Annotated in this window: 25 protein-coding genes; 23 read left to right on the forward strand and 2 right to left on the reverse strand. The window is 63.1% G+C overall.

The annotated features are described in order from the left end of the window. A partial coding sequence (locus tag NZ993_01805) for a site-specific DNA-methyltransferase (GenBank protein MCS7154532.1) occupies positions 1–1,177 on the reverse strand: 1,177 nt, incomplete at its 3' end. A gap of 507 nt (positions 1,178–1,684) precedes the next feature. On the opposite strand from NZ993_01805, the gene NZ993_01810 reads away from it, so the two are divergent. From NZ993_01810 to rseP, 4 genes are all read left to right on the forward strand, one after another. Further along, positions 1,685–2,917, forward strand: a complete 1,233-nt coding sequence (locus NZ993_01810; protein MCS7154533.1) for an outer membrane protein transport protein — start codon at positions 1,685–1,687, stop codon at positions 2,915–2,917. 14 nt (positions 2,918–2,931) lie between these two features. Further along, the gene (locus tag NZ993_01815) at positions 2,932–4,215 is read left to right on the forward strand and encodes an SGNH/GDSL hydrolase family protein (protein ID MCS7154534.1); all 1,284 of its coding nucleotides are present in this window, start codon (positions 2,932–2,934) and stop codon (positions 4,213–4,215) included. Between the two features lie 188 nt (positions 4,216–4,403). After that, positions 4,404–5,576, forward strand: coding sequence for a 1-deoxy-D-xylulose-5-phosphate reductoisomerase (locus NZ993_01820; GenBank protein MCS7154535.1), 1,173 nt, complete (start codon positions 4,404–4,406; stop codon positions 5,574–5,576). A 21-nt stretch (positions 5,577–5,597) separates the two neighbouring features. Then, positions 5,598–6,926, forward strand: a complete 1,329-nt coding sequence (rseP, locus tag NZ993_01825; protein ID MCS7154536.1) for an RIP metalloprotease RseP — start codon at positions 5,598–5,600, stop codon at positions 6,924–6,926. On the opposite strand, the gene NZ993_01830 is transcribed toward rseP, so the two are convergent. Beyond that, on the reverse strand, positions 6,923–7,813 hold the full coding sequence (locus NZ993_01830; GenBank protein ID MCS7154537.1) for a GntR family transcriptional regulator: 891 nt from the start codon (positions 7,811–7,813) through the stop codon (positions 6,923–6,925). The two genes, rseP and NZ993_01830, sit on opposite strands and share 4 nt — an antisense overlap. Positions 7,814–7,981: 168 nt before the next feature. Here NZ993_01830 and rpsL point away from each other — a divergent pair, with 168 nt between their 5' ends. The 19 genes from rpsL (at position 7,982) to rplE (ending at position 19,287) form a co-directional block, all read left to right on the forward strand. Next, the gene (gene rpsL, locus NZ993_01835) at positions 7,982–8,356 is read left to right on the forward strand and encodes a 30S ribosomal protein S12 (protein ID MCS7154538.1); all 375 of its coding nucleotides are present in this window, start codon (positions 7,982–7,984) and stop codon (positions 8,354–8,356) included. 18 nt (positions 8,357–8,374) lie between these two features. Then, complete coding sequence (gene rpsG / locus NZ993_01840; GenBank protein ID MCS7154539.1) at positions 8,375–8,845, forward strand: 30S ribosomal protein S7; 471 nt, start codon at positions 8,375–8,377, stop codon at positions 8,843–8,845. A gap of 47 nt (positions 8,846–8,892) precedes the next feature. Next, positions 8,893–11,022, forward strand: a complete 2,130-nt coding sequence (gene fusA, locus NZ993_01845; protein ID MCS7154540.1) for an elongation factor G — start codon at positions 8,893–8,895, stop codon at positions 11,020–11,022. Between the two features lie 24 nt (positions 11,023–11,046). Then, complete coding sequence (gene tuf / locus NZ993_01850; GenBank protein MCS7154541.1) at positions 11,047–12,237, forward strand: elongation factor Tu; 1,191 nt, start codon at positions 11,047–11,049, stop codon at positions 12,235–12,237. Positions 12,238–12,318: 81 nt separating this feature from the next. After that, positions 12,319–12,627, forward strand: a complete 309-nt coding sequence (gene rpsJ / locus NZ993_01855) for a 30S ribosomal protein S10 (GenBank protein ID MCS7154542.1) — start codon at positions 12,319–12,321, stop codon at positions 12,625–12,627. After that, positions 12,627–13,064 carry a hypothetical protein gene (locus tag NZ993_01860; protein ID MCS7154543.1) on the forward strand — a complete coding sequence of 146 codons (438 nt, stop codon included), beginning with the start codon at positions 12,627–12,629 and terminating at the stop codon, positions 13,062–13,064. Before rpsJ ends, NZ993_01860 begins: the two co-directional genes overlap by 1 nt. Before the next feature lie 14 nt (positions 13,065–13,078). Continuing rightward, positions 13,079–13,702, forward strand: a complete 624-nt coding sequence (gene rplC / locus NZ993_01865) for a 50S ribosomal protein L3 (protein MCS7154544.1) — start codon at positions 13,079–13,081, stop codon at positions 13,700–13,702. A 12-nt stretch (positions 13,703–13,714) separates the two neighbouring features. Further along, positions 13,715–14,374, forward strand: a complete 660-nt coding sequence (rplD, locus tag NZ993_01870; protein MCS7154545.1) for a 50S ribosomal protein L4 — start codon at positions 13,715–13,717, stop codon at positions 14,372–14,374. 11 nt (positions 14,375–14,385) lie between these two features. Then, positions 14,386–14,691 (forward strand): 50S ribosomal protein L23, encoded by a 306-nt coding sequence (gene rplW, locus NZ993_01875; GenBank protein ID MCS7154546.1) that lies wholly within the window; start codon positions 14,386–14,388, stop codon positions 14,689–14,691. A gap of 12 nt (positions 14,692–14,703) precedes the next feature. Beyond that, positions 14,704–15,543 (forward strand): 50S ribosomal protein L2, encoded by an 840-nt coding sequence (rplB, locus tag NZ993_01880; protein ID MCS7154547.1) that lies wholly within the window; start codon positions 14,704–14,706, stop codon positions 15,541–15,543. 12 nt (positions 15,544–15,555) lie between these two features. After that, the gene (gene rpsS, locus NZ993_01885) at positions 15,556–15,843 is read left to right on the forward strand and encodes a 30S ribosomal protein S19 (protein ID MCS7154548.1); all 288 of its coding nucleotides are present in this window, start codon (positions 15,556–15,558) and stop codon (positions 15,841–15,843) included. Positions 15,844–15,852: 9 nt separating this feature from the next. Next, complete coding sequence (gene rplV, locus NZ993_01890) at positions 15,853–16,212, forward strand: 50S ribosomal protein L22 (GenBank protein ID MCS7154549.1); 360 nt, start codon at positions 15,853–15,855, stop codon at positions 16,210–16,212. A gap of 13 nt (positions 16,213–16,225) precedes the next feature. Continuing rightward, complete coding sequence (rpsC, locus tag NZ993_01895) at positions 16,226–17,020, forward strand: 30S ribosomal protein S3 (protein MCS7154550.1); 795 nt, start codon at positions 16,226–16,228, stop codon at positions 17,018–17,020. A 13-nt stretch (positions 17,021–17,033) separates the two neighbouring features. Continuing rightward, positions 17,034–17,456 carry a 50S ribosomal protein L16 gene (gene rplP, locus NZ993_01900; protein ID MCS7154551.1) on the forward strand — a complete coding sequence of 141 codons (423 nt, stop codon included), beginning with the start codon at positions 17,034–17,036 and terminating at the stop codon, positions 17,454–17,456. Positions 17,457–17,459: 3 nt separating this feature from the next. Continuing rightward, positions 17,460–17,678, forward strand: coding sequence for a 50S ribosomal protein L29 (gene rpmC / locus NZ993_01905; GenBank protein MCS7154552.1), 219 nt, complete (start codon positions 17,460–17,462; stop codon positions 17,676–17,678). Positions 17,679–17,681: 3 nt separating this feature from the next. Next, the gene (rpsQ, locus tag NZ993_01910; protein MCS7154553.1) at positions 17,682–17,942 is read left to right on the forward strand and encodes a 30S ribosomal protein S17; all 261 of its coding nucleotides are present in this window, start codon (positions 17,682–17,684) and stop codon (positions 17,940–17,942) included. A 27-nt stretch (positions 17,943–17,969) separates the two neighbouring features. Continuing rightward, the gene (gene rplN, locus NZ993_01915) at positions 17,970–18,338 is read left to right on the forward strand and encodes a 50S ribosomal protein L14 (protein MCS7154554.1); all 369 of its coding nucleotides are present in this window, start codon (positions 17,970–17,972) and stop codon (positions 18,336–18,338) included. A gap of 16 nt (positions 18,339–18,354) precedes the next feature. Continuing rightward, positions 18,355–18,708, forward strand: a complete 354-nt coding sequence (gene rplX, locus NZ993_01920) for a 50S ribosomal protein L24 (GenBank protein ID MCS7154555.1) — start codon at positions 18,355–18,357, stop codon at positions 18,706–18,708. A gap of 6 nt (positions 18,709–18,714) precedes the next feature. Next, positions 18,715–19,287: a 50S ribosomal protein L5 gene (gene rplE, locus NZ993_01925; protein MCS7154556.1), complete on the forward strand. Its 573-nt coding sequence runs from the start codon at positions 18,715–18,717 to the stop codon at positions 19,285–19,287. Positions 19,288–19,291 lie beyond the last annotated feature (4 nt).

Consider the following 19,291-nt stretch of genomic DNA (forward strand, 5'->3'; position numbering starts at 1 on the left):
TGATGACGTAGAACGTCTCAGTGATAAACTTCTTCTTCTCCCAGAGCATTTTCTGAAAGTTTTCAATTTGCGCTAAGAATTCAATGATCTTGAGTCCCACACGCTTGATGAGGCGCATGAGCTGAAACCAGCCTTCGGCTAAGCGTTCACCTGTAACTTCTATCTCGTCCAGGTTGAGCACCTCGTTCTTGAGGTAGAAGTCCAGTTCGCGGGAGAGAAAGCCCTTGAGGTCCTTGTGGATGAAAAAATCACTAGTATTACGACGGGTGTATTGACGTAGGTGGTGTTCAAACCATGAAACGGATCCCCCTTTTTCTGTTTTGTACCGCTCGACTGTAAGGGCAGTCAGTGCTTCCGTAGCTTTGATATACTTGGGAATCTCCGCTACCGCCTGTGCAATGATAGCTTCCTGCTGCTTCTTTTCTCCATAACATTTAGTTTCGTCCTCGGTAAGAGGACGAAAATGAAAAGGAATAGTGAGGGTGCAGGTTTCCCCGTCCCAAGCAATACCGTCCAGCATGGGCAAGAAAAAGCGCTTTTCGCCTTTGATGTTATTCTGCTCCACATCAGCTTTCTGAAGCTTGAAGTGGACGGTCACGCCGTTGGGCGCTTTCCAGGAGTAGTCGGTGAAGTATTCGCCGGTCTTGATGTAGTACTGGTCGTGGTTAGCCCAGTACAGATACACTTCCTCGCCGTTGTAAGGGATGGCGTAGCGTTCTTTCTTAGAGTAGCGGCGCTTAGAGATAAAGTCGCCATCCTGCCAGTAGCGGCTAAAGAAAGTGTAGAGGTGATTGTAGACGGCGGTTTCCAGCGATTCGGTTGAGCGTGCGCCCTGCGCTTTAGCCAACGCTTCGAGATACTCCCTCCCTGCTTTCGTGTCTCGGTATTTTTCGTTTAGGTTGCCATCAGCATTCAGTGCGTCTTCGCCCAATGCATTGAGCACCTTTTGGCGTGCTTCCTCCAGCGCTTTCTGCGCCTGCCCCTGCTGCCCCAGAGCGTCGCGTTGGAGTTCCTCGGCGATAGTTTTAGGCAGGTCTTCGGTAATAAAGCGTTCAATGACCGCGCGCTTGTAGTTCATGATACGGTAGATGCCGAAGTCTAAGTCCGCGCAGTCAAACTCAAACAGCTCGCGGAGAAGGTCTAGAAACTTGTCTCGAATTTCTTCTTGCATGATCATGCCCTCGACTGGATTCGTGGGGATCGATCGCCACGGCGCGCCGCTCTAAAGTGGCCGACTTTCTTAGCTATGCCCATGAAGTCCACGATCTTTTCCTCGGGGTCGATCGCTTTTGCCCCTTTTCTTCGCGGCATGGTTGTTTTTCTCGATTCTCAAATGGCGCCGTTGGCCCTCAGGAAGGGCAGCGATCCTGCGAGAGCATGCTCGCTGCTCTGTCGCATCCGTATTTGGCACGCTGCCGAGGACAAAGGCAGTGGGCTTCTTGGGCAAGAAGACGGGCTTGCGGATGCACCGCAAGATCGAGCTCCTATGAGATGGCGCGCCTTTAGTCCGCTCATGCCGCAGATCATCTGCGCCTTGCCCTCCGGGCCCTCCTGGATCGGCTACGGGTTATTTTAGCGTCCCGCTTTTCGGAAATCAAGCGGAAGCCCTAAAGGCTTGCATCTGTTGGGAGCGGGCGCGTAAATCTTTTTGGGGTCTTCGGAACCAAAACGGTCGGAAACCGACGTGGGCAGGCGATCGCTAGCGCTTCTGCTTCTTTTCCATCTAGCCTACGAGGTCCGCGGGGGCGGCTACTCCCTCTACGAACAAAGCGCTCGAGCGGGCGGCCTTGCGGGGGCCTACACGGCCCACGGCCGTCACGTGTCGACGCTCTACTACAACCCGGCCGGACTGGCTCGGCTTATAGGGTGGCAGTTTTATGCGGGCACAAGCGCCCTCTTTAGCCAAGGTCGATTCCGGGGCCCGCTTCCGTATGCGCTCGCCGTATATCGGACGACAAGCCCGGCTTTAGCGTGGCCTACCGTGTTTGCCGCCTACGGAAGGGGAATCGTCTTCGGAGCCGGCCTCCATAGTCCGTACGGCTTTGCGATCCGCTGGCCCCGGGATTGGCCCGGCCGCGGCATCGCCACAGACGGAGCGCTGCGGACCCTGTTTGCCCAGCTTGCTGCGGCCTATAGCCTGCCGGATCTTCCCGTGGGGCGTCTTTCCCTGGGCGCAGGGCTCATGTACGGCCTTGCGGCCCAGTTCCGGCTCGAGCGCGCCGTAGTGGACCTCCTGCCTGAGGGCGCGCTCCAAATCCAGGCGGATCTGGACGGGCCTGTTTGGGGCTGGAGCGCCGGGCTGCTCTATGAGCCGAGCCCCACGCTAGGGGTGGGCCTAGCCTACCGAAGCCGCATGTCGGCGGAGCTAGCCGGCCCCGTAAGCACGCAGAACCTTCCCGGCTCGGCCTTTCCGGCGGACAACCGAGCGCGCCTGCGCTGGCGCTTTCCCGACAGTTGGTCCTTGGGCCTGAGGCTAAGCCCCCGGAAGGGCCTTACGCTGCTAGCCGACTACGTCTGGTGGGGCTGGTCGTATTTCGATACGCTGCGGGTGGACTTTAGCAAAGAGGGCGCGCTTCTGAGGGATTGGGCGCTTGCGCGACTGTATCGGAATAGCTACCAGGTTCGCGCCGGCCTTGAGTACGAGGGCCCGCTGCCTCGGCTTACGCTGCGTCTGGGGCTGGCCTTCGACAAAAACCCCGTTCCGGACGAGACCTTGGATCCGACGCTACCGGATGCGGACCGATGGATCTTCGCCGGCGGGCTGAGTTACGCCCTCAGCAAGCAGCTGAGCCTAGAGACCTCTTACCGGTTTGCGCGCTTTCGGGAGCGGCGCAATAGCGCGGCCCAAAACGGCTTTTGGGGCATCTACAACGCGCGAGGCGATCTGCTGAGCTTCGGCCTTAGCCTATCGCTATAGGGAGGAGCGGAGCCATGCGCGCATATGGGCGGCTTTTGGGGTTTTGGGCGCTACTGGCCTCGGGCTGCATGGAGTTTCACGAGGCCGAACTGGAGCCCGTGCCGTCGGGCTCGGCGCGCTTCGACAAGTACGTGGCCGTGGGCAATAGCCTCACGGCCGGCGTGCAGCATGGAGCCCTCTATGAGGAGGCGCAGCGTTACTCGTATGCGGCCCTGCTCGCGCGCCAGATGCGCGTGCGGGAATTCGAGATGCCTCTTGTTTCCAGTCCCGGCTTGGGCAACCGCCTCGAAGTCAGCCGCTTCGACCCCATCACGCTCACCGTAAACGCCTCCCAAGGCCAACCCAAGAACGCCGGGCTAGCCCGGCCCTACGACAACCTGGGTATCCCGGGCGCCGTGCTGGCCGATTACCTGAACGCCGACGGCGGCATCTCGAGCCGATCGCAGCAGAACCCGTATTATGCGCTCGTGCTGCGCGGGGCTAGCTCGATGCACGCGCTCGTAAGCCAGCTGCGCCCCACGCTGCTTACGTTTTGGCTCGGCAATAACGACGTGCTGGGCTACGTCACGAGCGGCGGGCTGCGCCCGTTTGTGCCCGCGGCCGCCTTCGACGCCCTGTACCGCCAGACCGCGGCCGCCCTCAAACAGACGGGCGCTAGCGTCGTCGTGGCCAACATCCCGAGCGTGACCGCGATCCCCTTTGTGACGTACCTGAACCTGAGCCTGGAGCAGGCGGGCCAGCTTGTGCGCGACGGGACAAGCTACCGGCTGCGCACCCCGCAAGGGAACCTACCCCTCTTCATCCAGACCGCTCAGGGCGTTCGGCCCATGACCACGGGGGATTACCTGCTGCTTTCGGCTCAAGCCTACCTGGCGGGCCTGGATCTGGCGCGCGGGGATGCCGTCACCCCCCAGCGGCCCATCCCGACGCAATTTGTGCTGGATGCGGCGGAGCTTCAGACGGCCGCCGGGCTCGTGGCGGCCTACAACCAGACCATCGCGCGCGAGGCGCGGGCCAACGGCTTTGTGCTCGTGGACGTCTTCTCGGAGTTTGAGCGCATCGTGCAGCAATTTTCCTCAAGCGGCGGCAGGGCCGGGATCACGGAGGACGGTATCTTGTTGCGCCCCATACCCGGGGAGCTGTTTAGCTTTGACGGGGTGCATCCGTCGAACCTGGGCCATGGGCTGCTTGCCAACCGCTTTATTGCGGCCATCAACGCGGCCTTTGGCGCCCAGATCCCCCGAGTGCACCTGCAGACCATTCCGCGGGGCATCCCCGTAGCCATCGGGGCTAGGTAATACATCGTGGAGGTGCGACACACGCTCCAGCCCCGTCGTCTTGAGGGCTTGGTGGTCTGATGGACCACCGGGCCCTCGGGCCGCGGGGCCGCTGGGGGGATGCGCCGGCATCAGCCCCTCCCCGGCCCGGCGTGCGGGAACTCTCCGGTTTTGCCGGTGGTTGACGGGTCAGTCCCAGGGAATTGCGCATGAGGCGGGAACTCGTCTTGCTCGGCTCCACGGGCTCCATCGGCACGCAAGCCCTGGAGGTGATCGCCTTGTTTCCGGATCGGTTTCGGGTGCGGGCTCTAGTGGCCCATAGCCAAGTGGAGCGCCTGGCCGAGCAGGCGCGTCGGTTTTTGCCCGATCAGGTAATCTTGCTCAATCCCGCCGGCCAGGAGGCGCTCCGAGAGGCCCTGCGCGGTTTGCCGATCCGCGTGACCGCGGGCATGGAGGCCGCTGAGGAGGCCGCTGCGGATCCGGCTGCCGATGTGGTGATCAGCGCCCTGGTCGGATTTGCCGGCCTGCGGCCCACGCTAGCTGCGCTGCGCTCAGGCAAGCGGGTGGCGCTGGCCAACAAGGAGTCCCTCGTCGTAGCCGGACATCTGATCAAGCACCTACAACAGCGCACGGGCGCTTCGCTCATACCCATCGACAGCGAGCACAGCGCCATCCTGCAGTGTCTAGCCGGCGAACGGCCTGAGTCCGTTGAGAAGCTCATTCTTACGGCCTCAGGCGGACCGTTTCGCACGTATTCTGCGGCGCAGCTGGAGCGCGTCACCCCAGAGCAGGCCCTGCGGCATCCGAATTGGGCCATGGGCGCTAAGATCACGATCGACTCGGCCACACTCATGAACAAGGGCCTGGAGGTGATCGAGGCGTATTGGCTTTTCGGTCTGCCGGCGGAGCGCATCCAAGTGCTCGTACATCCGCAGTCCATCGTGCACTCCATGATCCAGTTTGTCGACGGCTCCGTCAAGGCCCAGCTGGGCCAGCCGGATATGCGCCTGCCCATTCAGTACGCGCTCACGTATCCAGATCGGTTGCCGACTTTGTATCCGCGGCTGGACTGGAGCCAGATTCAGCAGCTGGACTTTGAGCCCCCGGATCTGGTGCGTTTTCCGGCCCTCGGGCTCGCCTACGCGGCGCTCAGGCGGGGCGGCAGCGCTCCGGCCGTGTTGAACGCGGCCAACGAGGTGGCCGTGAACTTATTTTTGTCGGGCCGTATCGGCTTTACCCGGATAGCCGCTCTTGTGGAGGCCGCCTTGGAGGCCCTGCCGTGGGAAGCGGATCCGGACCTACAGGCGCTTGAGGAGATCGACCGGGAAACTCGCCAGTGGACTTTGGGCGCGGCGGGCGTTTCGGTTCCCGTGGAATCATAATCGCTTCAGGAGAGGGCTGTCTTGAGTTACGTCCTGTATCTGTTGTTGGCCATTTTCATCCTCGTGCTCGTGCATGAGCTGGGGCACTTCCTGACCGCAAAGCTTTTTCGGATGCGCGTGGAGCGCTTTTCGATCGGCTTTCCCCCTCGGCTCTTCGGGGTCAAGATCGGGGAGACGGACTACTGCATATCGGCCCTCCCCTTTGGGGGCTACGTCAAGATCGCGGGCATGATCGACGAAAGCCTGGACGCGAGCACGGCGGGCCGCCCTCCGGAGCCGTGGGAGTTTCGGGCCAAGCCCCTCTGGCAGCGCTTCGTCGTGATCGTGGCCGGGGTGAGCTTCAACGTGCTGTTGGCTTGGGCGATCTTCTCCGCCTTCAAATACTACATGGGGGAGCGCTATATCCCGGCCCAGAACGTAAGGGCCATCTACGTGGCCCCCGGTTCGATCGCCCATGAGATGGGCCTGCGCACAGGCGATAGGCTCATCGCCGTAAACGGCCGGCCCCTGGAGCGGGCGCTGCTAGATAACCAGCTTATCGAGATGCTGACGCGCAGCCGGGTGACCTTTACGGTTGTGCGCGCCGAGCGCGATACGCTCATCTTCGAGGCCCCGCCGCAGTTTTTGTCGCGTCTTAGCCGAGAGCCTTTGGGCATCGACATCCTGCCTCCGCTTGTGGGGGGCCTTGAGCCCGGGGGGCCGGCGGCCCGGGCGGGGCTTCAGGTCGGGGACCGCATCACGGAGGTGGCCGGAAGGCCGGTGCGCTTCTTCGCCGAGCTGCGGGAGCTTGTCTCCGCGCACCGCGGAAAGCCGATCCTGCTGCGCTGGGAGCGCCAAGGCCGCTTCTATGAGGCCGTCCTAACTCCGCGCGAGCAAGACGGCCGCATCGGCATCGCCGGGCCCACGAGCGCCCAGCTTGAGCGCTACTTCGGGGTGGTCTCCGTGCGCTACGACCTGGGGGGTGCTATCTGGGCCGGCGCTCAGCAGACGGTGGCTTCTCTGCGGGGCATCATACAGGGCTTTGGGCGCATCCTCACGGGGCAAGAGTCCCTGCGCGAGTCCATCGGAGGGCCGATCCAGATCGCGCGCATAACCCGCGATGCGGCCGTGCAGGGCGGGGCCACGGGCTTTTGGTACATCGTGGCCCTGCTGAGCCTGACGTTGGCCTTCATCAACATCCTGCCCATTCCGGCCCTGGACGGCGGGCATGTGGTGTTTTTGCTCTACGAGGCCATCGCGCGCCGGGAGCCTTCGGTGCGGGTTCGGCTCGTAACACAACAGATCGGCATGGCCCTATTGCTGGGCCTGATGATCTTTGTCGTCTTCAACGACCTGTCCAAGCTCTTTTAAAGGCCGCCCAGAAGGGCCTGTAGCTCCCCCGGGCTCCAACCCAGGAGCTGCGGCCGAAGCAAAATCGCCGGGCGTCGGTCTAGATAAGGCCGCAGCGGGCGCAAGCAGGCGGGCGTGTACAGCACCAGATCGCAGCGCGCCAGCACCGGTGCCGGGTCTTCGTGATCGCGCAACAGCCCTACGATAGCTCCTCTAAAGCCCGTCCAGGTGCGCAGCCAATCTGCGTAGCGGGCCAGCGTTTCGCGCTCCTGGGCCACCAGCCCTAACGTGGCCTGCGGCCCTAGCTCGGCGACCGCCTCCAGGACAGGGCGCGCAAAGCCTACTAGAAGGCCTGTGGCCCGCCCCACCCCTTGGGCGCGCAATAGATGCAGGTCTGCAAGAGCGCAGAAGACGCGCTCGGCATCCGGGTGCATCGAAAGCTCCTCCAGTCGCACGGGCAGGATCGGGTGCAGCGAGCCGGAGCTCAGCAGCAGCGCTTCCGCCCCCAGTTGGGCCTCCTCCTGGCCGGGTGCGGCGTAGAGCACTTTGGGTGTGGGCTCCTCAGGGGCCTCGTAGGTGAGCTGCTCCTCGAGCAGGTGCAGGATTTCGCGGGCGCTCAGGCCCAGGGGGATGAGCTGGCGCAGGGTCTGCTCCAGAACGGCCGCCCCGCGTTCTAGGCGTTCGGCTTTAGATAGCGTAGGCTGTTGTTGCAGCACTACGGCTCCGCGTCCGACCCGCAGCGCGATCCAGCCCTCTTGGGCCAATTCGCGATAAGCCTGGTGCACGATCCGGGGGCTTACCCCGAGCCGGCGCGCCAGATCCCGGATTGCCGGCAGGCGTTCTCCCGGCTTGTAGGCTCCTCGGGCGATCTCGTAGCGCAGTTCCTGGGCGAGGCGTTGGGCGTGCATGCTACATGTAGCCTTGTTTTGTACAAGATAACAATACGAAACGTCCCGGACGGCCAAAATAGCGAAAAACGCGCTATTTTGGGCCCAACGCTTGCCTTTTGGGAGGCCCCATCGTAATTTTGGCGGCTCTTAAAAAAACGGGCCTGACAAACGTAAGGAAGCCGCGCCTTGCCGACGATTCAGCAACTCATCCGCAAAGGCCGGGTGCAGAAGGTGGAAAAGAGCAAGTCCCCGGCCTTGCAGGGCTGCCCGCAGAAGCGGGGCGTATGCGTGCGTGTCTACACCACGACGCCCAAGAAGCCCAACTCCGCGCTGCGCAAAGTGGCCAAGGTGCGCCTGACCAATGGGATCGAGGTGATCGCCTACATTCCCGGAGAGGGGCATAACCTACAGGAGCACTCGATCGTGCTCGTCCGGGGAGGGCGTGTAAAGGACCTGCCTGGGGTGCGCTATCATATTATTCGGGGCACCTTGGACGCGGCCGGCGTGGACGGGCGCAGGCAGGGGCGCTCCAAGTACGGAGCCAAGCGTCCGAAGAAATAACAAAGGGCGAAACGGGCCATGCGGAGAAAACGGGCGGAAAGAAGGCCAATCGCTCCGGATCTGCGGTACAACGACGTGTTGGTGGCCAAGTTCATCAACCACGTCATGCGGAAGGGAAAAAAGAACCTGGCCCGGCGTATCGTTTACGGGGCCTTTGACATCATCGCCGAGCGCACCGGGGAAAACCCGCTGGACGTCTTCCGGCGGGCGCTCGACAACGTGGCTCCGGTGGTTGAGGTGCGCAGCCGCCGCGTGGGCGGTGCCACCTATCAGGTGCCCGTCGAGGTGCGTCCGGAGCGTCGGATTTCGCTGGCCATGCGCTGGATCATCGAGTACGCCAAGCAGCGGCGCGCTCAGAAGACCATGGAGCTGCGCTTGGCCTCGGAGCTTTTGGATGCGGCCAAGGGGCAGGGCAGCGCGGTCAAAAAGCGTGACGACACCCACAGGATGGCGGAGGCGAACAAGGCGTTTGCGCATTTCCGGTTCTGAGGCGCTGACGTGGATTAGCTAACCGGGCAATCGGATAGGCAAAAGCAATGGGGATCCTGAAACCGAGACAGATTCCGCTGGAGCGGGTGCGCAACATCGGCATCATGGCGCACATCGATGCCGGCAAGACCACCACGACCGAGCGCATTCTTTTTTACACGGGCCTCGTGCACCGCATGGGCGAGGTCCATGAGGGCGCGGCCACGATGGACTTTATGGAGCAGGAGCGGGAGCGGGGCATCACGATCACGGCCGCGGCCACGACCTGCTTCTGGAGCGGCTCGGCCAAGGATCGGCCGGAGCATCGGATCAATCTTATCGACACGCCCGGACACGTGGATTTCACCGTGGAGGTCGAGCGCTCCCTGCGCGTGCTCGACGGGGCCGTGGCGCTCTTCTGCGCCGTAGGCGGGGTGGAACCGCAATCGGAGACCGTCTGGCGCCAGGCCGACAAGTACCGCGTGCCCCGCATCGCCTTCATCAATAAGATGGACCGGGTGGGGGCCAACTTCGCCAACGTCATCCAGATGATGAAGGACCGCCTCAAGGCCACTCCCGTTCCGGTTCAGATGCCCATCGGTCAGGGCGAGCTCTTCCGCGGGGTCGTAGACCTGATCACGATGAAGGGCATCGTCTGGCACGACGAGACGCTCGGGGAGACCTGGGATGAGATCGACGTCCCGGCCGATCTCATGCCGGAGGCTCGGCATTGGCGGATCCTCATGCTGGAGGCCCTGGCCGATTTGGACGACACGCTCTTGCTTAAGTACCTAGAGGGGCAGGAGATCTCCGAGGCCGAACTGAAGGCGATCATCCGCCGGGCCACCATCGAGATGCGCATCACCCCGGTCCTCTGCGGTTCGGCCTTCAAGAACAAGGGCGTACAGCGGCTGCTGGACGCTGTCATCGACTACTTGCCCAGCCCGCTGGACCTGCCGCCGGTTCGGGGCCGCAACCCCGTCACGGGCCAGGAGGAGGAGCGCCCGCCGGACCCCAAGGCTCCCTTTGCGGGTCTGGCCTTCAAGATCATGACCGACCCGTACGTGGGCAAGCTGACCTTTATTCGGGTCTATTCGGGCCGGCTTGAGCCGGGCATGAAGGTGCTCAACAGCACAACCGGCAAGGAGGAGCGCATCGGCCGGCTGCTGCTCATGCACGCCAACCATCGCGAGGACATCCAGGCCGTGCAGGCCGGGGAGATCTTCGCTGCGGTGGGGCTAAAGGAGGTGCGCACGGGGGATACGATCTGCGATCTGGCGCACCCGATCCAGCTGGAGGCGATGGACTTTCCGGAGCCGGTCATCCAGATCGCCATCGAGCCCAAGACGAAGGCCGACAGCGACAAGCTGGGCATGGCCCTTTCCAAGCTGGCCGAAGAAGATCCGACCTTCCGCGTCAAGGTCGATCCCGAAACGGGGCAGACTCTCATCAGCGGCATGGGGGAGCTGCACCTGGAGATCATCGTCGATCGGCTTCGACGCGAGTTTCGGGTCGAGGCCAACGTGGGCAAGCCCCAGGTGGCCTATCGAGAGGCCATCACGAAGCCCGTGCGGCACCGCACGCTCTTCAAGAAGCAGACCGGTGGGCGGGGGAAATACGCCGACGTGGTGATCGAGTTCAGCCCGCTGGAATCGGGTCAGCAGGGGCTCGTGTTCGAGAACGCCATCGTGGGTGGGGTGGTGCCCAAGGAGTTCGTCCCCGCCGTGGAGAAGGGGCTTCGGGAGGCCATGCTGAATGGGCCCTTGGCCGGCTACCCCGTAGAAGGGCTCCGGGCGCGGCTTGTGGACGGCTCCTACCATGAGGTGGACTCCGATGCCCTTTCCTTTGAGATCGCCGCGCGCATGTGTTTCCGGGAGGCCTCGCAGATGGCCGATCCGGTGTTGCTAGAGCCGATTATGCTTGTGGAGGTGATCACTCCGGAAGAATACATGGGGGACATCCTGGGCGATCTCAACGCCCGTCGGGGCCGCATCGAGGGCATCCAGGCCCGGCCCGACGCGCAGGTGATCCGGGCCCTGGTTCCGCTGGCTGAGATGTTCGGCTACGCGACCCAGCTGCGCTCGTTAAGCCAGGGCCGCGCCCTGTACACGATGCAGTTCCATCACTATCAGGAGGTGCCCCGGCACATCGCCGAGGAGATCATCTCGGCATACAAGGGCAAGGCTGTTCACGCATAGACACCCAAGAAGGAGGTTCGGCTTATGGCCAAAGGCGTATTCGAGCGCACCAAGCCCCACGTCAACATCGGGACGATCGGCCACATCGACCATGGCAAGACGACCCTGACGGCGGCGATCACGAAGGTGCTCCACAAGCTCAATCCAAATGTGGAGGAGCGCAGCTTCGAATCCATCGATAACGCCCCCGAAGAGCGCGAGCGCGGCATTACGATCAACACCTCGCACGTGGAATACGAAACGGAGAATCGGCACTACGCGCACGTCGACTGCCCCGGGCACGCGGACTACATCAAGAACATGATCACCGGGGCCGCGCAGATGGACGGGGCCATTTTGGTGGTGGCCGCCACCGACGGGGTCATGCCGCAGACCCGAGAGCATATTCTCTTGGCCCGCCAGGTTGGGGTGCCCTACATCGTGGTCTTCATGAACAAGGTCGACATGGTAGATGACCCCGAGATTCTGGACCTGGTCGAGCTGGAGGTCCGGGAGCTGCTCAACAAATACGAATTCCCCGGCGATGAGGTGCCGGTCATTCGGGGTAGTGCCTTGGGCGCTCTCAACGGGGATCCGAAGTGGGAGCAGACGATCCTGGAGCTCATGCAGGCTGTTGACACGTACATCCCCACACCGCAGCGCGAGGTAGATAAGCCCTTCCTGCTGGCCGTGGAGGATGTGTTCTCCATCACGGGTCGCGGCACGGTGGCCACGGGCCGCATCGAGCGCGGCGTGATCCGGCTGGGCGAAGAGGTGGAGATCGTGGGCCTGCGTCCGGAGAAGAAAAAGACCGTGGTCACGGGCATCGAGATGTTCCGCAAGGAGCTCAAGGAGGGCATCGCCGGCGATAACGTCGGGCTGTTGCTGCGCGGTGTCGATAAGGACGAGGTCGAACGCGGCATGGTTATCGCCAAGCCCGGCTCCATCACCCCGCACACCAAGTTTGAGGCGCAGGTCTATGTGCTCTCCAAGGAAGAGGGCGGTCGGCATACCCCGTTCTTTGCTGGCTATCGACCCCAGTTTTACTTCCGAACCACGGACGTGACGGGCGTGGTGCGGTTGCCGCAAGGGGTTGAGATGGTCATGCCGGGGGACAATGTGCAGATGACCATAGAGCTCATCCAACCCGTGGCCCTGGAAGAAGGGCTGCGCTTCGCCATCCGCGAAGGCGGTCGCACGGTGGGCGCGGGGGTGGTCACGAAGATCCTTGAGTGATCCAGGCTACAGGGGCCGGGGTCGGGCGCCTGCCGGGCCCCGGCCTTTTAATTGGCAAGGCCAAGAAGGGATGCAGCGATCGTGGCGGGCAACAAGATTCGCATCAAGCTGAAGTCGTACGATCATACGCTGGTGGATAAGGCCACGGATAAAATCATCCGGAGCGTCAAAGCCACAGGTGCGATCGTGCGGGGTCCGATCCCGCTGCCGACGGAGCGCACGGTGATCACGGTCAACCGCTCCCCGCACATCGACAAGGAGAGCCGGGAGCAGTTTGAGATCCGCAATCATCGGCGCTTGATCGACATCGTGGGGGCCGGGCAGAAGACGATCGACGCCCTGATGAAGCTTGAGCTTCCCTCCGGCGTCGACGTGGAGATCAAGACCTGATGGGGATGGGCAGAACCGTATCGGATTGGCTCCCCAAGTGTCTGGGGTCCCTGCTGTGCGGGTGGGGGATGGCGCTCCTGGCTGGCTGCGACGCGCTCTTGGGCAGCGACGTTCCGTTGGCGCTCGTGGGCACGTGGCGCTATCGGGCCGCTCAGGTCAACGGCGCGCCGGTGGACCTCTATCGGGGGCAATCGGCCACGTGGACCTTTACGCAGGATAACGATCCCGGCCAAGTCCCCTCGGGTCGGTTCGTGATCCGCGTTGGCGGGGCGGTCGACAGCCAGGGGGCTTGGCAGCAGGTGGCGCCGAATCAGATCCGGCTTAACGATGGGCGCAACACGCTCACGGTCACCTGGTCCGTGACGGGGGCGCAGCTGGTGCTCGAATACACGCAGCAGAATAACCGGGTGGCGATTCTGCTGGAGCGGCAGAGCTGAATCGGAGAAAGATCATGAGCGGGTTGATCGGCCGTAAGGTGGGCATGACCACCGTTTTCGATCCCCAGGGCAATCAGATAGTCTGCACGGTGATCGAAGCGGGGCCTTGCGTGGTCACGCAGATCCGCACGCGCGAACGCGACGGCTACGAGGCCGTGCAGCTGGGTTTTGGAGAGCGTCGGCCCCGTCGGACCCCTAAGCCCCTGCTGGGGCATTTCCAGAAGGTCGGCACGACGCCCAAGCGCAAGCTGGCCGAGTTCGCGGGGTTCCGGATCGAGGAGCTCCAGCCGGGCCAGGAGATCCGCGTAGAGCAGGTGTTCCGAGAAGGAGACCGGGTGCGCGTAACGGGGATCTCCAAGGGCAAGGGTTTTCAGGGTGTGGTCAAGCGGCATGGCTTTGCGGGCGTGGGCACGCGCACGCACGGTCAGCACAACCGGGAGCGCGCCCCGGGCTCGCTGTCCGGCTCGACCTTCCCGGCCAAGGTGCCCAAGGGGCGCCGCATGGCCGGTCGCACGGGCGGGGATCGCGTCACGATCCGCAACCTAGAGGTCGTGCGCGTGCTGCCGGAGCACAACCTTTTGCTGCTCAAAGGCGCTGTGCCGGGGCCCAAGAACGGTTTGGTGGAAATCCGCAAGTAAGGATGCAGGGCGATGCGCGTGCCTGTATACCGCATAGACGGCACCGAGACGGGCCGAAGCGTGGAGCTGCCGGAGTCGATCTTCGGGGTTCCCGTTCACGAGCATGCCATCTATTTGGACGTCAAGGCTTACCTGGCCAATCAGCGTCAGGGCACGCATAAGACCAAAAAGCGCGGCGAGGTGCGCGGAGGCGGCCGCAAGCCTTGGCGGCAGAAGGGCACAGGTCGCGCCCGGCAGGGCTCGATCCGGGCCCCGCACTGGGTGGGTGGAGGCCGGGTCTTTGGGCCGGTTCCGCGCGATTACCGCCAGGAGCTCAACCGCAAAGTCAAACGCCTGGCCCGGCTTTCGGCCCTGAGCCAAAAGGCCCAAGCTGGGGCGATTCGGGTCGTGGAGGACTTCGACTTTGAGGCGCCCAAGACGAAGCGCCTGCTTGAGGTGCTGCGCAATCTGGGTCTGGCGGAGCAGCGGGTGCTTCTGCTCACCCCTGGCGTGCAGCCCAATGTCTACAAGTCGGGCCGCAACCTGGAGCGGGTGCAGGTGCTGGAGGCGCAGAAGGTGACCACCTACGAGGTGCTGCGCGCCCAGGTCCTGCTTTTCGAGGAAAGCGCCGTGCGGCGCCTCTCGGAGAGCTTGACCCGCGCGCAGGCCCGTCTTGCCGAAGAAAGCGCCTAAACGGAGGGGCCATGGAGGAGCTCAAAAAGATCATTAAGCGGCCGGTGATCACGGAGAAGTATACCGAACTGCGGGAGCGTTACAATCAGTACGCCTTCGAAGTCGACCGCCGGGCCAATAAGATCCAGATCCGTCAGGCCATCGAGGCCCTCTATCCCGGTGTGCGGGTGCTGGAGGTGCGCACGATCGTCGTGCGCGGCAAGCGCAAGCGGCAGTTCACCCGTCGAGGGCTGCTTGAGGGTCGGCGCCCCTCCTGGAAGAAAGCCATCGTGACGCTTCGGCCAGGCGATAAGATTGAGCTTTTTGAGGCGATCTAAGAGGGGACGACGATGCCGATACGCAAGCTCAAGCCCGTAACGCCCTCGACGCGCTTTATGACCTTCGACGCGTTTGAGGACATTACGACCGATAAGCCGGAGAAGGCCCTGCTGGAACCCCTGAAGAGGACCGGGGGGCGCAACAACCTGGGGCGCGTGACGATGCGGCATCGCGGGGGCGGGCACAAGCGCCTGTATCGCCGCATCGATTTCAAGCGCGACAAAATCGGCATACCCGGGGTGGTCAAGACCATAGAGTACGATCCCAACCGTTCGGCTCGGATTGCGCTTATAGCGTATGCGGACGGCGAAAAGCGCTACATCCTAGCTCCGGACGCGCTGCGGGTAGGCCAGAAGGTGCTCTCCGGTCCCGATGCGCCCCCGGAGGTAGGCAACGCGCTGCCGCTGCGGAACATCCCATTGGGCAGCTTTGTGCACAATGTCGAGCTCAAGCCCGGAAAGGGCGGGCAGCTGGCCCGCAGCGCCGGCACCTACGCGCAGCTTCTGGCCAAGGAGGGGCGCTACGCCACGCTCAAGCTGCCCTCTGGGGAGATGCGCCTGGTTCCGCTGGACTGCATGGCCACGATCGGCGCGGTCTCCAATCCGGATCACATGAACGTGACCTTGGGCAAGGCGGGTCGGAGTCGGTGGCTGGGTCGCAGGCCGCATGTGCGCGGTGTGGCCATGAACGCCGTCGATCACCCCCAGGGGGGCGGCAAGGGCAAATCCAAAAGCGGCGGCGGCTGGCATCATCCGCGCTCTCCATGGGGGCAGTTGGCCAAAGGTTTTAAGACGCGCAAGAAGCGCAATCCGTCGGATAAATACATCCTTCGTCGGCGCAACCAAAAGTGAGGCGCACCCGCTATGGCGCGATCGCTCAAGAAAGGGCCCTTTGTTGACGAGCATCTGCTCAAGAAGATCCGCGAGATGAACCAGACGGGCAAAAAGCGCGTCCTCAAGACCTGGTCCCGCCGCTCCACGATCACCCCGGAGTTCGTGGGGCACACCATTGCGGTGCACAACGGCAAGCAGTTCATCCCGGTTTACATTACGGAAAACATGGTGGGGCACAAGCTTGGGGAGTTTGCCCCGACCCGGACCTTCCGGGGGCATCCGGGCACGAAGGCGGAAAAGGCGGCCCGTAAGAAGTGAGGGGGTGCGATGGAAGCACGCGCGATTCGTCGGTATATTCGCCGTTCTCCGCGTAAGATGCGCCTGGTGGCGGATCTGGTTCGGGGGCTGGACGTGGACCAGGCCTTGCGACTACTCCGCCTTAGCCCGCAGGCGGCCGCGCGGGACATCGAGCGCACCGTGCACGATGCGGTGAATAACCTTATGCAGCGACATCCGGACGTCCGCTTCGATGAGGGCCAGTTGTATATCAAGGCCATCATGGTCGACGGGGGGCCTATGCTCAAGCGCATTCGTCCGGCCCCTATGGGGCGGGCTTTCCGGATACGGAAACGCAACAGCCACCTGACCGTTGTGGTGGCGCGTAAGCCGAAACACCAAGCCCAGTGAGCCGAGGCGAGCTATGGGGCAGAAAACGCATCCGATTGGGCTCCGGTTGGGCATCATCCGGGCCTGGGACGCCAGCTGGTATCCGGAGAAGCATCGTTTCGCCGAAGCCCTCATCGAAGATGAGGCGCTGCGCAAGTACCTGCGCACGCGCCTAAAAAACGCCGGCCTGTCGCGCGTGACCATAGAGCGCACGCCGAAACGGATCATCCTGACGATCCACACCTCGCGGCCTGGTGTGGTCATCGGCCGGGGGGGCCAGGAGGTGGAAAAGCTTCGGGAAGAGCTGCGCAAGCTGACCAACAAGGAGATCCAGCTCAACATCAACGAGATCAAGCGACCGGAGCTGGATGCGAGCCTGGTGGCCCAGAACATCGCCCGGCAGATCGAGGGGCGTATCTCCTACCGGCGTGCCATGAAGGCGGCCGTCGCCTCGGCTATGCGCATGGGCGCCGAGGGGGTTCGTATCAAGGTGTCCGGCCGCCTGGGCGGGGCCGAGATCGCGCGCTCCGAGCAGTACTTGGAGGGGCGCGTGCCCTTGCACACGCTGCGGGCCGATATCGACTACGCTCAGGAGACGGCCAGAACCGTGTACGGTACGATTGGGGTTAAGGTCTGGATCTGCCGGGGCGAGATCATCGGAAAAGTCGACCTGACGCCCCAGGGCATGAGCGCCCGCCTGGCGGGGCCGGTTGCCGGCGCCCCGGTGGTATCCTCGGTTGGTGAACGGCGCACCCGGCGCGCGGCGGCAGGCGCGGGCAGGGCCCGTAGGCGAGGCGGACGGGCTGCGGATGCGGAAACGGAAGCGTAAGGAGTAGTCGGCCATGTTGATGCCGAAGCGCACCAAATTCCGGCGCATGCACCGACCCAAAGTGCGCCGGGTGGCCAAGCGGGGTACGGAGTTCGCTTTCGGGGACTTCGCCCTCAAGGCCCTCGAGGGGGGGTGGATCACCAGCCGGCAGATCGAGGCGGCCCGTGTGGCCATGACGCGCAAGATGCGTCGCGATGCCAAGATCTGGATTCGTATTTTTCCGGATCGGTCCATTACGCGCAAGCCGCAAGAGGTCCGCATGGGTAAGGGTAAGGGGTTGCCCGAGTATTGGGTGGCTCCGGTTGAGCCGGGGCGGATCCTGTTCGAGGCTTCGGGGGTGGCCCGGGAGCTGGCTGAGGAGGCCATGCGTTTGGCCCAAGCCAAGCTTCCGATCAAGACCAAGTTCGTCATCCGACGCGATTACGAGGGGGCTTAAGGGATGAAGGCCCGAGAGATTCGGGAGCTCTCTACAGAAGAGATCCGTCAGCGCATTCGGGAAGAGGAAACGGAGCTACAGCAGCTTCGTTTTCGGCACGCCGTGGCGCAGTTGGAAAACCCCGCGATTCTGCGCACCAAGCGGCGCCTGATCGCCCGCCTGCGCACGATTCTGCGAGAGCGGCAGTTGAACCTCAGCCCAGGCAAGAGCGCGAAGGGATAAGGTATGCACGCAGCACGGGGACGCCGTAAAGAGCGCATAGGTCGGGTCGTATCCGATCGGATGCAGAAGTCCATCGTCGTGGCCGTGGAGCGGCAGGTGCCCCATCCGCTTTACGGTAAGACCGTCAAGCGCACCACCAAGCTTATGGCGCACGACGAGCGCAACGAGGCTCGGGTGGGGGACCTGGTCCGCATCATGGAGACCCGCCCCTTAAGCAAACGGAAGCGCTGGCGTCTGGTGGAGATCATCGAGCGCGCCCAATAACGGGGCTTCGCAGCAGGAGAACGTGCCATGATTCAGCAGGAGAGCCGACTCAAGGTGGCCGATAACTCCGGGGCCCGGGAGGTGCTCTGCATACGCGTCCTGGGAGGATCCAAACGTCGCTACGCCCGAGTCGGGGACATCATCGTGGTCTCCGTTAAAAGCGCCATTCCCGGAGGGGCTGTCAAGAAAGGCGACGTTTCCAAAGCCGTTGTGGTGCGAACCAAGAAAGAATACCGCCGCAAGGACGGCTCCTATATCCGCTTTGACGACAACGCGGCCGTGCTTTTGAACAACCAGCTAGAGCCGCGCGGCACGCGCATTTTCGGCCCTGTGGCCCGCGAGCTGCGCGAGAAGCAGTTTATGAAGATCGTCTCGCTGGCTCCCGAGGTGCTCTGAGGCAAGGATCGAACGTATGCGCAAGTTCAACAAGCAGAAGAAGCTCCCGATCAAGAAAGGCGATCTGGTGCGCGTTATCGCCGGCAACGACAAGGGCAAGCAGGGCAAGGTCCTGCGCGTTTTCCCAGAAAAGGAGCGGGTGCTTGTGGAAGGCGTCAACATGCGCATCCGGCATGTGCGCCCTAGCCCCAAGTATCCCCAAGGCGGGCGTTTGCTTCGGGAGATGCCCATCCACGTTTCGAACGTGATGGTCATCGACCCCCAGACAGGCCGGCCCACCCGCATCGGGCGTAAGTGGGTCGTGGACCCGAACACGGGTCGGGGTCGATGGGTGCGGTATGCCAAGAAAAGCGGTGTAGAACTGGACTAAACGGCCATGGAAAAACCGCGTTTGCAACAACGCTATGAGGAGCTTGTGCGTCCTGCCCTGATGCAGCGCTTTGGGTACAAGTCCATCATGCAGGTGCCTCGGCTGGAGAAGATCGTCGTCAACATGGGTGTGGGCGAGGCCGTGGCCGACCGCAAGGTGCTCGATGAGGCCGTCGAGCAACTGGCGCTCATCACGGGGCAACGGCCCGTGATCACGCGCGCCAAGCGTTCGATTTCGAACTTCAAGTTGCGCGAGGGCATGCCTATCGGCTGCAAGGTGACGCTGCGCGGGGCCCGGATGTACGAGTTCTTCGATCGCCTCGTGACGCTGGCCCTGCCGCGGGTGCGCGATTTTCGCGGCGTCTCCGACCGCAGCTTCGATGGCCGGGGCAACTACTCCCTGGGGATCCGGGAGCAGATAGTCTTCCCCGAGGTCGACATCGACAAGGTAAGCCGCATCCTGGGCATGGACATCACGTTCGTGACCACGGCCCGAACCGATGAAGAGGCCTATGAGTTGCTAAAGGAACTCGGGATGCCGTTCCGGCGCCGCGAAGGGCAAGCGGCGGCCGCGGCCTAAACAC

It is taken from the genome of Bacteroidota bacterium, assembly GCA_025059945.1.
Lineage (GTDB): Bacteria > Bacteroidota > Rhodothermia > JANXDC01 > JANXDC01 > JANXDC01.

What these genes read in the sequence shown, in the direction of transcription:
- NZ993_01815 (MCS7154534.1), top strand. Translation starts at nt 2,932, where the DNA reads ATGCGCGCATATGGGCGGCTTTTGGGGTTTTGGGCGCTACTGGCCTCG.
- NZ993_01820 (MCS7154535.1), top strand. Translation starts at nt 4,404, where the DNA reads ATGAGGCGGGAACTCGTCTTGCTCGGCTCCACGGGCTCCATCGGCACG.
- NZ993_01830 (MCS7154537.1), bottom strand. Translation starts at nt 7,813, where the DNA reads ATGCACGCCCAACGCCTCGCCCAGGAACTGCGCTACGAGATCGCCCGA.
- rpsG (MCS7154539.1), top strand. Translation starts at nt 8,375, where the DNA reads ATGCGGAGAAAACGGGCGGAAAGAAGGCCAATCGCTCCGGATCTGCGG.
- fusA (MCS7154540.1), top strand. Translation starts at nt 8,893, where the DNA reads ATGGGGATCCTGAAACCGAGACAGATTCCGCTGGAGCGGGTGCGCAAC.
- tuf (MCS7154541.1), top strand. Translation starts at nt 11,047, where the DNA reads ATGGCCAAAGGCGTATTCGAGCGCACCAAGCCCCACGTCAACATCGGG.
- NZ993_01860 (MCS7154543.1), top strand. Translation starts at nt 12,627, where the DNA reads ATGGGGATGGGCAGAACCGTATCGGATTGGCTCCCCAAGTGTCTGGGG.
- rplC (MCS7154544.1), top strand. Translation starts at nt 13,079, where the DNA reads ATGAGCGGGTTGATCGGCCGTAAGGTGGGCATGACCACCGTTTTCGAT.
- rplD (MCS7154545.1), top strand. Translation starts at nt 13,715, where the DNA reads ATGCGCGTGCCTGTATACCGCATAGACGGCACCGAGACGGGCCGAAGC.
- rplW (MCS7154546.1), top strand. Translation starts at nt 14,386, where the DNA reads ATGGAGGAGCTCAAAAAGATCATTAAGCGGCCGGTGATCACGGAGAAG.
- rplB (MCS7154547.1), top strand. Translation starts at nt 14,704, where the DNA reads ATGCCGATACGCAAGCTCAAGCCCGTAACGCCCTCGACGCGCTTTATG.
- rpsS (MCS7154548.1), top strand. Translation starts at nt 15,556, where the DNA reads ATGGCGCGATCGCTCAAGAAAGGGCCCTTTGTTGACGAGCATCTGCTC.
- rplV (MCS7154549.1), top strand. Translation starts at nt 15,853, where the DNA reads ATGGAAGCACGCGCGATTCGTCGGTATATTCGCCGTTCTCCGCGTAAG.
- rpsC (MCS7154550.1), top strand. Translation starts at nt 16,226, where the DNA reads ATGGGGCAGAAAACGCATCCGATTGGGCTCCGGTTGGGCATCATCCGG.
- rplP (MCS7154551.1), top strand. Translation starts at nt 17,034, where the DNA reads ATGTTGATGCCGAAGCGCACCAAATTCCGGCGCATGCACCGACCCAAA.
- rpmC (MCS7154552.1), top strand. Translation starts at nt 17,460, where the DNA reads ATGAAGGCCCGAGAGATTCGGGAGCTCTCTACAGAAGAGATCCGTCAG.
- rpsQ (MCS7154553.1), top strand. Translation starts at nt 17,682, where the DNA reads ATGCACGCAGCACGGGGACGCCGTAAAGAGCGCATAGGTCGGGTCGTA.
- rplN (MCS7154554.1), top strand. Translation starts at nt 17,970, where the DNA reads ATGATTCAGCAGGAGAGCCGACTCAAGGTGGCCGATAACTCCGGGGCC.
- rplX (MCS7154555.1), top strand. Translation starts at nt 18,355, where the DNA reads ATGCGCAAGTTCAACAAGCAGAAGAAGCTCCCGATCAAGAAAGGCGAT.
- rplE (MCS7154556.1), top strand. Translation starts at nt 18,715, where the DNA reads ATGGAAAAACCGCGTTTGCAACAACGCTATGAGGAGCTTGTGCGTCCT.